We start from the raw sequence: 12,786 nt of genomic DNA, 5'->3' as shown, positions 1-12,786 counted from the left end.
AAAATAGATCAATCATGCAAAAAAAGAAAATCATGTTCCTGTTATTACCAGCTCTTTTACTTTCCTGCTCTCAGGCAGATCCGGTACAAACTCCGGATCCAGCAGATACCTTAACTACTGTTTACAAAATGCCCGAAGAATCTGCTCCACACGAAGGAACGTGGCTTCAATGGCCTCACCATTATCAGTATGGAACAACTTACCGCAACCGATTGGATGCAACCTGGGTAGCAATGACCAAAGAACTGGTACAGAGTGAAAAAGTTCATATCATTGCTTATGACAACGTAGAAAAATCCCGTATTACAGGGTTATTAAACAGTGCCGGAGTTCCCCTTACCAATATCAATTTCAAACTTTATCAGACAGATGATTTCTGGGTAAGAGATAACGGTCCTATTTATGTAAAGGATCAGAATGGCCAATTATTCATTCAGGATTGGGGATTTAACGGCTGGGGTAACAAAGCCGATTACAGCAGATGTAATGCAATTCCTTCAAAAATAGCTGCAGACACCAATATCCCTAAGATCAATCTCAATTCTGTAATGATCAATGAAGGCGGAAGTGTGGAAATTGACGGAAACGGAGTATTGATGGCCTGTAAAAGTTCCATCCTTAATAACAACAGAAATCCGGGAATGACCCAACAGCAGGCAGAAGCTATATTTACCAAAAATTTAGGAGTCACTAAATTTATCTGGCTGAATGGAAAAGCGGGCCTTGATATCACTGATATGCATATTGACGGTTTTGCCCGATTTGCAAATTCGTCTACTATTATCACAATGAATCCTGATGACCTTAATTACTGGCAGGTTCCTGACGGCGACATTGATAAGTTATATGATGCTACCACAAAAAGCGGTTCTCCTTATCAGTTCGTAAAAGTTCCGTTAACCAGAAATGACGTGATAACCACTTACGGAAAAAATGTAGGACGTGCTTCTTACATCAATTATTATATTGCGAACAACCGTGTATTGGTCCCTAATTATAATGATCCGAATGATGCTGTTGCCAATACTATTATTCAACAGCTGTACCCCGGTAAACAGGTTGTTGGAATAGACTGCCGTAATTTATTTGCCAATGGCGGAATGGTACATTGTGTAACACAGCAGCAGCCCCAATAAAAACAAATTTCCTAATAGATAAAGTCTGCTGATTGTTCGGTGGACTTTTATGTATTGATATATAAAGTATTATTTAGTAAGATTTTTAAATACTTAACCTCATTATATCCTATTTGTTATTACAACAGAAAGGCAGTCGCCAAAAAATAGCTTAAATTTGCTCTGTCCATCAAGTAAAGGATGGTTTCCAGTTTAAGTATTATGAAAAAAACAGCAGTTTCTTTATTGGCCTTTCTTCTGAATATTGTTTGCCACGCACAGAATTTTGATGTTATTCCCTTAGGAATCTATGGTGGAGAGCAGGAAGACAATTTATCAGCCTATCTGGTAGGCGCTCCGAAAGACAATGCATTTCTCTGCCTTGATGCAGGTACTGTAAATGCAGGAATACGAAAGGCGATTCAAATGAAAAGTCTTGACGGTTCTGCAGAAACGGTTCTGAAAGATCAGATAAAAGGATATTTTGTATCTCATGGGCATTTGGATCATTTATCAGGGTTGATCATCAACTCTCCGGCAGATTCTAAAAAGGATATTTTCGCTATAGCGCCAGTGATTCAGATTTTGCAAAATCATTATTTTATCACGGATACATGGATTAATTTTGCCGATCAGGGCCAAAAACCAATCCTTGGAAAATACCATTATAACGAACTTCAGGAAGGAACTGAAATCCCGGCTCCTAAAACTCCGTTTTTTATAACAGGCTATGAACTGAGTCATGTAAACCCGTATAAAAGCAGTGCAGCACTGGTAAGAAAGGATGATCATTACCTTCTTTATCTGGGTGATACAGGTGCTGACCGCATAGAAAAGTCTGACCGTCTTGACCACCTTTGGAATACTATTGCTCCACTTGTTAAAAAAAGACAGTTAAATACTATATTAATTGAAGTTTCTTTCCCAAACAGCCAGCCTGAGCATCTGCTGTTCGGCCACCTTACCCCTAATCTTCTGATTGAAGAGCTAAGCAAGCTGAAAGAAAAAACGGGACAAAACAATCTTGAAGGACTCAGCATCGTAGTTACACATAGAAAACCAACGGGTGATAATCCAGAACTTATCAAAAAAGAGCTATTGAAAAACAATCCTCTAAAAGTAAATTATATTTTCCCGGAACAGGGTAAAAAGATTAGTTTACCATAACAACAGATCAAAAGATGAAGCTTATTTCTGCTTCATCTTTTTTTTCCCCCTATTTCAACTGATTGAAATGTATTCATAAAAAAACAATGATTTTTTTTGTTCCATTAATTTAATATCGTAATATTGCAATATTAAAATTAAAAAAATGGGAGTTACTAGAACAGAAATCTACACCGAAGAGCAGAACAGATTGGCTTCTCTTCTTAAAGTTTTGGGGCATCCTGCCAGAATAGCTATTTTACAGTATATCATCAATCAAAAAGCATGCATCTGCAATGATCTTGTTGAAGAACTGGGATTGGCTCAGGCTACCATTTCTCAGCATTTAAAAGAACTGAAGAATATTGGAATCATCAAAGGTTCAATTGAAGGAAAATCTGTATGCTACTGTATTAATGAAAGCACCTGGAAACAATTTCAAAACGAGTTTAACCTGTTTTTTAATCAGGATGTTACGATAAAACAATGCTGTTAAGGCATTTTTTTGAAAACAAACATCGTAATATTGCAATATAACACTAAATAAATTTTAATCTAATGAAACTATCAGAAATCAAAGAAATTCTTCCAACATTGGAAAATGTAGAATTTCAATTGGAAAACGGCACTTTTGTTCCTGAACATTTCCATGTAACAGAAGTGGGACAGATTGTAAAAAAATTCATTGATTGCGGTGGCGTAATCCGACATGAGAAAGCAGTGAACTTCCAGCTATGGAATGCTGATGATTATGAACACCGTCTGAAACCGGGAAAACTGCTTCACATCATTCAACTTTCTGAAGATAAACTGGGAATAGAAGATTCAGAAATTGAAGTAGAATATCAGGGAGAGACCATCGGTAAATATGATCTTGAATTTAACGGTAAAAATTTCATTCTGAAAAATAAGACAACAGCCTGTCTTGCTCAGGAAGCATGTGGGATTCCTTCTGAAAAACAAAAGAAAAATCTATCTGAACTAACGGGAAATCAATCATCTTGCTGCACACCGGCTTCAGGTTGCTGCTCATAAAACTGGAAATTATGCTTCAAAAATTATTAAACACAATCCAATCTTTACATTGGGAAGAAATAACCACAGACCGAAAAAAAGTATTGCAGCCACTAGTGGATTTTGTCCAGCAAAAAGTGACTGAAGGAAAAGAAATCAATCTGAGTTTTATCTGCACTCACAATTCACGTCGAAGCCATTTAGCTCAGATATGGGCGCAGGCCGCTGCTTCTTATTTTTCAATTCTCGGAGTTCACTGTTATTCCGGAGGAACGGAAACAACAGCTTTATTCCCTAAGATTGCGGAAACTTTGGCTGAACAGGGTTTTACGATTTTCAGCCTGGCAGAGATAAATAATCCTGTGTATGCCGTAAAATATGATGACAATAGTATGCCTGTCATTGGCTTTTCCAAAAAATACGATAACCACTTCAATCCTGTTTCCGGATTTGCTGCAATTATGACATGTTCACAGGCAGATGATGGATGTCCGTTTATTCCTGGTGCTGAGAAAAGAATTCCGATTACGTTTGAAGATCCTAAGGTGTCAGACAATACTCCGGCACAAGCCGCCGTATATGCTGAAAGAAGCTTACAGATCGCCACAGAAATGTTTTATGTTTTTTCAAAAATCACGAAGTAACGATGAAGCCACGATTGAAATTTCTTGATCACTATCTTACTTTATGGATATTTCTGGCGATGGGCACAGGTATTGGTCTGGGACATGTTTTCCCTGCCATCCCTGATATGATCAACTCATTATCCGTAGGGACTACAAATATTCCTCTGGCAGCAGGGCTTATTCTGATGATGTATCCACCTTTGGCTAAGGTTGATTACTCTCTTTTACCATTGGCATTTAAGGATAAAAAAATCATAGGTATTTCTTTATTTCTTAACTGGATCATAGGACCGGTTTTGATGTTTATTCTGGCCATCCTTTTTTTAAGAGATGAACCCGATTATATGACAGGTCTGATACTAATTGGTCTTGCAAGATGTATTGCAATGGTCATCGTATGGAATGACCTCGCTGGGGGCAATAGAGAATATGCAGCCTTACTGGTTGCTTTAAACAGTATTTTTCAGGTGTTTACTTATAGTTTTATGATCTGGCTTTTTATTACAATACTGCCTCATCAGCTGGGACTCACCAGTTTTAATGTAAGTGTCTCTATGAAAGATACCATAGAAAGTGTACTTATTTATCTGGGAATTCCTTTTTTAGCAGGTTTTCTCACCCGTTATTTATTGATAAGATCAAAAGGTACAGTATGGTACAACACAAGATTTATCCCTCAGATATCTCCCGTTACCTTATTTGCTCTGTTATTTACCATCATATTGATGTTTAGCTTAAAAGGGTCTAAAATATTGGAGCTGCCCATGGATGTGGTAAAAGTGGCAATCCCGTTAATCATCTATTTTATTCTGATGTTTTTTATAAGCTTTGTTATCAACAAATCATTAAAGGTTCCTTATGATAAAAATGCATCTATTGCCTTTACAGCTACCGGAAACAATTTTGAACTGGCTATTGCGGTTGCCATTTCTGTATTCGGTATTCATTCTCCGCAGGCTTTTGTAGGAGTAATTGGTCCCCTGGTAGAAGTTCCGGTTTTAATACTTCTGGTAAAAGCGGGCTTATTATTAAAAAAGAAATGGTATCATGAATAATCTGAAAACCTGAATGACAAAAGCATCACTAAAACAGTGGTGCTTTTGCTATCAGAGTAATATTATTTCTTAACAAGCATGTAATTTCCGGTAGCCGTATCTTTTTCTAGGGTGTAGCTGTCAGTCAATTCAAGGGTCCAGCCATCTCCTGATATCTTTCTATTTTCTGTTTTGATAGGATTTGTTATTGAAATTCTACCCCAATCAGGACTCATTAAAGCTCCATTTTCAACAGTCAGAATACCCCATAAATCCGTAACCCTGATATTAGGGTATACCGTACCTTTGTCCTCTAGCGGCACAATATTTCTGGGATCAAAAGAAACATTCATTTTCTCAAATTTTATTTCAAAATGGGACTGTTGGATGAATTTCAGTTTATATTCAGCAATCAGTTTTTTAGTTTTCTCGTCTCTCTCAGCTTCTTCCTTCATAATTGCCTTATCATTATAATCTCCGGATAATTTTTCAGCTGTCTTTTGCAGAGCAGTCGGAATTCTGATGTTAAAGCGTTCAATGAAATAATCTGTCAGATCAGTTTTTGCATTGATTTTTTTGTTCCAGTCTGGATCTTTCTGATACAGCAAATAACCATAGACAGGTGTAGTATGATATGCAAAAGAGCGTACAAATGTGGGATTTTTCATAAAATTGTCAATCCCCTTTATAAGAAATACTTTTGTATGTTCACTATTTCTTCCACTCACAATAAGTCCGGTAAATTCTGCGATTCCTTCATTCAATTCCAACAAATTTTCTGTATTCTCAGAATCATCATATAGTGTATTTCTATACTTTCTGAAAATAAGCGCATGAGTAAGGTGTTTTTGTAATTCTTTGTCAGAAACCGACTGAACGGCCTTTTTCAATGCCTCTAATTCCAGACGTAAGCAGATTCTACCCTCTTTTTGATCAAGGTGACTATTTTCAACATTTGTAAAGGTAAAGCCCAGTGAAGGCTGAATACTGTGAAATAATTCGTGCGCCAGCAGATTTATTCTGTTTTGTTTACTGTCAGAAAGAGGAAGCATGATCATAGCCCATCTTTTTCCACCCCAATTGATCGCAGTATTGGCAATGTTAATCTTAGCAGGCAGAATTCCATAATATGTGCTTCCACTGCTTTTTAAGATTTCCTCTGTATCCGGCTCGTTGGCAAAAACTTTTCTGGTTTTCGGATCTATTAACAATATAGGACCATACAAGTCTTTATTCCAAAGTCCTCTATTCTTCACTGAAGCTTCTTTCATCTCATCAAAAAAAATAGCGATACTATCTTGCTTTTGAGCCTTTACACTGAAAATTGATAAAAAAAATAAAGTGGTAAAAATAATCTGTCTCATGGTTAGTTTCATTATGATTAAGCTGTATCTGTTATGGCAATGTAAGCATTAACATCTATATCATGTATCATTCTGGTTACGAATATAATGAATTGCTAAAGATCATGATTATAGAAATACTTTATTCGGTAGTAACTATGATGTGCGGAATATATTTATCCATTTTAAATACAAAAAATTAAATGTCATCTGTGACATGAATATTTTTGTTATTTCCTGAATGGGCATACTGGTAAACAAAATACCATGTAATAAGGATCTGGAATAATATAACCGATGGCAAAAGGAAAGGATAATGGACAAAAGGGTTCAGTGCATCACCGTGTGCCAGCATAATCGGCAGGTCTATAACATTGAATATAATAATTACCCAAAGCAATGCTTTATTTCCTTTAAAGTACCACCAGCAAAATATTCCATAAGCAAACTCAATAATGAAATTCAGAATGGGATAATCCAGAATTCCCAGCCCTAAAACCGGTTTGGCAGAGAATGGCGACAGCTGAATATCTTTCTCATGAAAAATCACATCAATGACAACATGAGACAGAACACCAATGGCTGTCCTGTCCTGAAATAAGTTGACACTTAATCAACTTATATTATGAAAGCTCAAGAATTAAAAAAGGAAAAACATACTCAAAGAGATTACAATATAGGCTTTAAATTACGAGTTGTTTCTCAGGTAGAAAACGGTGATTACACTTATAAACAAGCCCAAAAAGAATATGGTATCCAAGGCAGAAGTACAGTTTTGGTTTGGTTGCGAAGATATGGTAACTTAGATTGGAGTAAACCTAAACTCCATATTATGCATAACTCTAAAGAAACTCCGGCTCAAAAAATTAAGCGTTTGGAAAAAGAATTAGCTGATGAAAAGCTAAAAACTAAGGTTCTTAATACCATGATTGATATGTCAGATAAGCAGTATGGCAGCCAAATCAGAAAAAAGTTTTCCTCCCAACAATCTTCAGACTCCACAGAGAAGGAATAAGCATATCCAGGCTGTGCAGATTGTTTGGGATAAGCCGTCAGGCAGTTTATCAAAATAAGCAGAGGAGCTTAACCCGTGAAAAAGAATTACTAAAAATAAAGATACTCGTACAAAAAGTACGAATGGAAATACCCAGACTTGGAACCAGAAAGCTTTATTACCTACTTAAAGAAGGGTTCAAAAATGAAGGAATCAAAATAGGCAGAGATGCTTTATTTGCTTATCTAAAAAGAGAGAATATGCTTGTGCGTGCTCAAAAAAAGTATGTTAAGACAACTTTTTCAAAACATTGGCTTAGAAAACATCCTAATTTATTGAAAGAATTAAAGATCGCAAAAGCAGAACAGGTTTTTGTAAGCGATATAACTTATATTAAAACAAGGGAATCTACCTGCTATTTGTCTTTAGTAACAGATGCTTACAGCAGAAAAATCATGGGATATTCATTAAGCTCAAATATGAATACTGAGAATGTAGCCAAAGCTTTAAAAATGACAGTGAAAAATAGAGTTTCAAATACTCCTTTGATTCATCATTCAGATAGAGGACTGCAGTACTGTTCTGGCTATTACCAAAACATGCTTAATAAAAATAGAATAAAACCTTCTATGACTGATGGTTATGATTGTTATCAAAATGCATTGGCTGAGAGAATTAATGGAATATTAAAGCAGGAATTCCTGTTTTGTAAAACAAAGAATATACAAGACTTAAACTCTTTGATAAAAGAAAGTATTAATATCTACAATACTAAAAGACCATATTTAAGTCTTAATATGCAAACGCCAGATAAAGTGCATAAAAAATCCAAAGAAAATAAATACTTCTCAGGATTAAATATTGTCTAATTTTATGTCAATCTATTTTAGGACGACTCATTTTGATTTTAATATCCTGATAAACAATAATATTTAGCGTCTAACATTGACTTTTCATTTTTAAAAAACCTGATAACAGTAAAGAGGTGCACTCCTTCACGAAAAATGAGTTCTCAGGGATTTTGTGGTGTGTATTCAAAGGTATAGACTTATAATTGGCTGCTTTATGATTACTATCATAATAATACTTTATTTATGGAGATCCCCAGGTTCGGTATTTCATAACGAAGAATTTAATACCGTATATTCTCATTATGACTCTACTCATAATATTCAAAAGATGTTAAGCTTAATTTTGAGTACTTTTAATAGTTACATCTTACTTGAAATCAAATAAGCTTTCCTTTTTACAGGAAAGCTTATTTTTTAAATGTTCAAATAATAGATTGCAATTAAGAGCCTGAAGAGTTTAATTAATCAATAAAATCTCTGTTAAAAAGATTTGTTTAATCATCCCCATAAATAAGGCTTAAATATTTTAATCACCTACTTTATGATTAAATATAAAACACATTAGAGTATGATTCAAAACATATAATTTAAGTAGTGTTTATATTATATTTGCTACATATTAATTGCTAACGAATTATATTATCTCCTAACAAATTATGGAGCTTAGCAGTTTTCTTACTGAAAATCGTCTGATAAATATTTATTAAAAAGGCGCAATTCACTTCATGATTTATCTACCAATCCTAAGCTAGACTGTTGCTTTAAAATGCTTTAAAAACATACTGTAACATGCAGCAAGATTACGATACCCGTATTACGCTGATGATCCTACATGGGAATTTAAATCCATTCTTATCACAAACCACAAAAATTAAAAGTATGTTTTTTAAAGAAGAACTTCTATACTCTATCGGAGCTGTAGAACAACATTATAATCCGGGAGATTACATATTCCGGGAAGGCGCAAATCCAAAATTTTATTTTCAGATTGTTAATGGTGATGTTAAACTAAATAACTATAATAGTGCAGGTAAAGAATTTATTCAAAATATTCTAAGTTCTAAAGATCCCGTAGGAGATTACAGGTTATATCTTGAACAGACATACCCTGTAAATGCTGTAGCTCTTTCTAATTGTACTATTATTAAATTATGTGCAAGTACTTTCACACGTTTCTTAGACCAACCAACATCCAAGTCATTATTTAGAGCTTTGCAAATCCTTATCCAAGCAACTCTACCGTAAATTTATTCTCATGCAGAAAATATCTTCTCCGAGTGCAGTTGAGAGGATTAAGGAAGTATTGGAGCTCATGAAGCATGAGCATGAAGATAAAACTCCATTTACGTATGAAGTTCCCATCACACGGCAGCAATTAGCTTCTTTAACAGGATTATGCGTTGAAACTACTATCAGGGCTATAAAAAAGATGGAGCGAGACAAAATAGTCCGAATTTCAAACCGAAAAATTATGTATTAATCTTTTGGGTAATCTAATCAATGTTCACTAATATATTTTTTGAGTACTTCAACAAGGTCTGCCTGCCTGATAGGTTTGGGAAGGAAATCATTCATTCCGGCTTCAAGGCACTTTTCTTTTTCACCCAGTACATTTCCGGCTGTAACGCCTATAATAGGTATATGTTCATATCCCGGCAGCATTCTAATATTTTGTGTTGCCTCAATACCGCTCATTATCGGCATCTGTACATCCATCATGATAATGGAAAACTGCTTTTTCCTGCATTCTTCCAAAGCCTGTAGCCCATTCACAGCTTCCGTTAGGTGTACACCGGGAACAAGAGACTTCATCATTCTATTATTCAGTACCATATTCACTACGTTATCATCAACCAAAAGCACTTCTAAATCCGGGGCAAATAAATGCGAAACTTTCTCAGACTTATCCTTATTAATTTCTACTGCATAACTTTGGTCTACCTTTTTTAAGGTTTTGTATAGATCATGTGATTTGATAGGCTTCAACAGTAAATGGGCATTTTCTATTTTCTTAACTGAAGCAAGTATGCCTAGCTCTTCAGAAGAAGAAGAAAGTACTATAAACGGAGAAGTCTCTTTTCGCTGATTGAACAGCCCTGTTATTTTATCTATTGTTTCCAATCCGGACATAACAGGCATATGATAATCCATCAGGATCACATCGAACCGCTCTCCTTTCAACAGGATCTCCAGCGCTTCCATCCCATTAGAAGCCAAGGTAGACTTGATATTTTTATAGCTAAGCATGTGCTCAAGAATGACCCTGTTGGTTTCATTATCATCAACCACTAAGGCTGTTTTAATAGTTATTTCATCTTCCTCCCTCAATTGAGGGATCTCGTAAGGAATCTCAATGTCAAAGAAAAATACAGAACCCTTTTCCTTTACACTGCTCAGCGACAAATGGCTTCCCATATATCCCAGAATATTGTTTGAGATAGTAAGCCCTAGACCCGTACCACCATATCGTTTACTGATGGAACTGTTTTCCTGAGTAAAGGCATCAAAAATATACTTCTGTTTCTCAACAGGGATGCCTATCCCCGTATCTCTTACCGAGAAGCGCAAAGCAATATTACTATCATCCATGCGTAATTTCTCTACTTTGAGCTCAATCTCTCCCTCTTCTGTAAATTTCACAGCATTTCCCAAAAGATTGATCAAGATCTGTTTTAACCTTGCTTCATCCAAAAAAAGTATTTTTGGAAGACCCGGCTCAATATTGAGAAGAAGTTCAATATTTTTTTTCTGGGATTGATAAATAATAACATTTATGACCTGGCTCAGCATATCATAAACATCAGTTTTATCAATCAAAAGCTCCATTTTTCCGGATTCTATTTTAGAAAAATCCAATATATCATTGATTATGCTAAGCAGGTTTTCCCCTGACTCATTGATGTAATTCAGATATTGCACCTGTGTTTCATTCAGTGGTGTCTGAAGGAGAAGGTCTGAAAAACCAATAACTCCGTTTAAAGGAGTCCTGATCTCATGACTCATATTGGCCAGAAATTCGGATTTTGCTTTGCTGGCTATATCAGCTGTTTCCTTGGCATTTTTCAGTTCTTCATTTATCTTTACAGCATTTGTAATATTCTGTATGGAAATAATTACACCCCCTACTTCATCTTTTGTAAGATACCAGGGTCCGACTTTAAGGTCGTAATGCTGAATTTCTTCTTTTCCTTCCACCTTCAGCATAAAGTCACCGTTGATGTATGTTTTTCCCAACAGCGCATTCTCATAGATCTCTTGTCTTTCTTCTGGAATATTAGGTGATATAGTGAATAGATTATTCCCGATAAGATCTATATTATTCATATTAAATTCCTCTCTCCATCTGCTGCTTACTGCAACATAGTTAAGGTCTCTATCAAACATGGCCAAAGGAACAGGAACATCAGTAGCAAAGGACTTCATTATAGCTTCCTTCCGGGTGACCTCCATAAACATTTTTTTGAAAGCATCAATGTCCTGAATGATTCCGAAAACCCTTTTACAGATACCATCTTCAAATTCGGGAATACCTTTTACTCTTACCCAGATCGTAACGCCATCATTACGTAACAGCTGAAGTTCCTCATCAAAAGCAATTCCTTGTTGTATTGCCCTGTTAAAAAGATATTTTATTCTCTCCCCGCTTTTTCCTTTGTAAAATTCAAGGGCATTTTCAAAAGTAGGTTGGAAATTATTTTCTATTTTGTGAATTTCTCTTGTGCTTTGAGACCAGAAGAGCTTCCCGGTCTTCATATTGGCTTCCCAGCCTCCCACCTGGGCTACTGAACCTGTTTCCTCAAGCATTTCCTTAGTGTAAAACAGATCGTTTTCTAACTTACCACGCCGGATAAGATCAGATTTTAGTTGTATATAAACAAAAAGCGTTACACCGATGGCTGCAAGTGCAGAAAAGATGATGAATAAAACAGTCAACTTCGAAGACTTGTTCAGATCATCGTTTTTTATGGCAAGTTGAACTTCCTCAAGTTTTACAAATTTCTGAACGAGCATACGGCATCTGTCCATAGTCTCCTTGTTTTGTTCAAGTTCTTCCGGACTCATTAATATTCCCTTTTTACGGTTCTCAATAAGCAGGACATATTCTTTCATCAGCATTTCTGAAGTATGCAGCAGATCATTTAGGATATTAATCTGATCCTTATCTCTAAGATTAAGTCTATCTTTTTGAGAAACAAACAGCGGATATTCATTCCTGCTTTCATTGAAAGGTTCAAGAAAATTTTCCCGGCCGGTAAGCTGATATCCCCGATTGCCCGTTTCAGCATCTAAAAGCGTATTTAAGATATCTTTTACTAAGCTTATAGATTCCTTACTTTTTAATAAGTCTTCCCTATTCTCCATCTGCTTATGTATACTTATATAAGATGCTATAGAACTAGCAATCAAAAGCATCAGAGAAATCACTACTCCTATCTGAAGATTTCTTATAATTTTTTTCGGCATTGAACACTATTTTTGTAATAAAATACTAAAAATAGGTCATTTTATAATATTTACAAATTAATTTAGAAATTTATCAGCAGATCGTGGAAAATGAATCAGTTTAAGTCGTTTAACGATAGTGTTGCTAGATATAAAAGTTTATTTTGAATGATTTCCTGATTGTTTTCTTCATTGATGTTCATTTTTTAAACCAAATTTC

At 35.4% G+C, this 12,786-nt stretch carries 12 protein-coding genes; 9 read left to right on the top strand and 3 right to left on the bottom strand.

What is annotated here, in order from left to right; translation table 11 throughout:
- Positions 1-14 precede the first annotated feature (14 nt).
- The 6 genes from DYR29_RS00730 (at position 15) to arsB (ending at position 4,956) form a co-directional block, all read left to right on the top strand.
- Positions 15-1,136, top strand: coding sequence for an agmatine deiminase family protein (locus tag DYR29_RS00730; RefSeq protein ID WP_213278773.1), 1,122 nt, complete (start codon positions 15-17; stop codon positions 1,134-1,136).
- A 201-nt stretch (positions 1,137-1,337) separates the two neighbouring features.
- Entirely contained in the window at positions 1,338-2,282 is a 945-nt protein-coding gene (locus DYR29_RS00725; protein WP_213278772.1) for an MBL fold metallo-hydrolase, read from the top strand.
- Positions 2,283-2,427: 145 nt separating this feature from the next.
- A complete protein-coding gene (locus DYR29_RS00720) occupies positions 2,428-2,757 on the top strand; it encodes an ArsR/SmtB family transcription factor (protein WP_213278771.1) in 330 nt (109 codons plus the stop codon).
- Between the two features lie 62 nt (positions 2,758-2,819).
- Positions 2,820-3,296, top strand: coding sequence for a DUF6428 family protein (locus DYR29_RS00715; RefSeq protein ID WP_213278770.1), 477 nt, complete (start codon positions 2,820-2,822; stop codon positions 3,294-3,296).
- Between the two features lie 11 nt (positions 3,297-3,307).
- Entirely contained in the window at positions 3,308-3,919 is a 612-nt protein-coding gene (locus DYR29_RS00710; protein ID WP_213278769.1) for a low molecular weight phosphatase family protein, read from the top strand.
- Between the two features lie 2 nt (positions 3,920-3,921).
- A complete protein-coding gene (gene arsB / locus DYR29_RS00705) occupies positions 3,922-4,956 on the top strand; it encodes an ACR3 family arsenite efflux transporter (RefSeq protein WP_213278768.1) in 1,035 nt (344 codons plus the stop codon).
- Positions 4,957-5,018: 62 nt separating this feature from the next.
- Here the strand turns inward: arsB and DYR29_RS00700 are convergent, their stop codons facing one another.
- Both DYR29_RS00700 and DYR29_RS00695 read right to left on the bottom strand, forming a co-directional pair.
- Positions 5,019-6,299, bottom strand: a complete 1,281-nt coding sequence (locus DYR29_RS00700; protein WP_213278767.1) for a hypothetical protein — start codon at positions 6,297-6,299, stop codon at positions 5,019-5,021.
- Between the two features lie 178 nt (positions 6,300-6,477).
- Complete coding sequence (locus tag DYR29_RS00695) at positions 6,478-6,828, bottom strand: hypothetical protein (RefSeq protein ID WP_213278766.1); 351 nt, start codon at positions 6,826-6,828, stop codon at positions 6,478-6,480.
- Between the two features lie 75 nt (positions 6,829-6,903).
- On the opposite strand from DYR29_RS00695, the gene DYR29_RS00690 reads away from it, so the two are divergent.
- The 3 genes from DYR29_RS00690 to DYR29_RS22990 all read left to right on the top strand — a co-directional run bounded on the left by DYR29_RS00690 (position 6,904) and on the right by DYR29_RS22990 (position 9,603).
- Positions 6,904-8,141, top strand: a protein-coding gene (locus DYR29_RS00690; protein ID WP_425394602.1) for an IS3 family transposase whose coding sequence is annotated in 2 segments (ribosomal slippage) — positions 6,904-7,270 and positions 7,270-8,141 — 1,239 coding nt in all. Because the reading frame shifts where the segments join, the coding sequence is not laid out codon by codon here.
- A gap of 771 nt (positions 8,142-8,912) precedes the next feature.
- Positions 8,913-9,368: a Crp/Fnr family transcriptional regulator gene (locus DYR29_RS00685; RefSeq protein ID WP_213278764.1), complete on the top strand. Its 456-nt coding sequence runs from the start codon at positions 8,913-8,915 to the stop codon at positions 9,366-9,368.
- Between the two features lie 10 nt (positions 9,369-9,378).
- On the top strand, positions 9,379-9,603 hold the full coding sequence (locus tag DYR29_RS22990; RefSeq protein ID WP_213278763.1) for a helix-turn-helix domain-containing protein: 225 nt from the start codon (positions 9,379-9,381) through the stop codon (positions 9,601-9,603).
- A 17-nt stretch (positions 9,604-9,620) separates the two neighbouring features.
- Here the strand turns inward: DYR29_RS22990 and DYR29_RS00675 are convergent, their stop codons facing one another.
- A complete protein-coding gene (locus tag DYR29_RS00675) occupies positions 9,621-12,587 on the bottom strand; it encodes a response regulator (RefSeq protein WP_249413571.1) in 2,967 nt (988 codons plus the stop codon).
- Between the last annotated feature and the right edge of the window lie 199 nt (positions 12,588-12,786).

Source organism: Chryseobacterium indologenes (assembly GCF_018362995.1).
Classification (GTDB): domain Bacteria; phylum Bacteroidota; class Bacteroidia; order Flavobacteriales; family Weeksellaceae; genus Chryseobacterium; species Chryseobacterium indologenes_G.
Note: the sequence above shows the minus strand (reverse complement) of the source record. Positions and strands in the feature narration are given on the sequence as shown.

Bases quoted from the DNA above. Each gene is read 5' to 3' on its own strand.
- DYR29_RS00675 (WP_249413571.1), bottom strand. From the start codon at position 12,587: ATGCCGAAAAAAATTATAAGAAATCTTCAGATAGGAGTAGTGATTTCT.
- DYR29_RS00730 (WP_213278773.1), top strand. From the start codon at position 15: ATGCAAAAAAAGAAAATCATGTTCCTGTTATTACCAGCTCTTTTACTT.
- DYR29_RS00720 (WP_213278771.1), top strand. From the start codon at position 2,428: ATGGGAGTTACTAGAACAGAAATCTACACCGAAGAGCAGAACAGATTG.
- DYR29_RS00710 (WP_213278769.1), top strand. From the start codon at position 3,308: ATGCTTCAAAAATTATTAAACACAATCCAATCTTTACATTGGGAAGAA.
- DYR29_RS00725 (WP_213278772.1), top strand. From the start codon at position 1,338: ATGAAAAAAACAGCAGTTTCTTTATTGGCCTTTCTTCTGAATATTGTT.
- DYR29_RS00685 (WP_213278764.1), top strand. From the start codon at position 8,913: ATGCAGCAAGATTACGATACCCGTATTACGCTGATGATCCTACATGGG.
- DYR29_RS00700 (WP_213278767.1), bottom strand. From the start codon at position 6,299: ATGAGACAGATTATTTTTACCACTTTATTTTTTTTATCAATTTTCAGT.
- DYR29_RS00715 (WP_213278770.1), top strand. From the start codon at position 2,820: ATGAAACTATCAGAAATCAAAGAAATTCTTCCAACATTGGAAAATGTA.
- arsB (WP_213278768.1), top strand. From the start codon at position 3,922: ATGAAGCCACGATTGAAATTTCTTGATCACTATCTTACTTTATGGATA.
- DYR29_RS22990 (WP_213278763.1), top strand. From the start codon at position 9,379: ATGCAGAAAATATCTTCTCCGAGTGCAGTTGAGAGGATTAAGGAAGTA.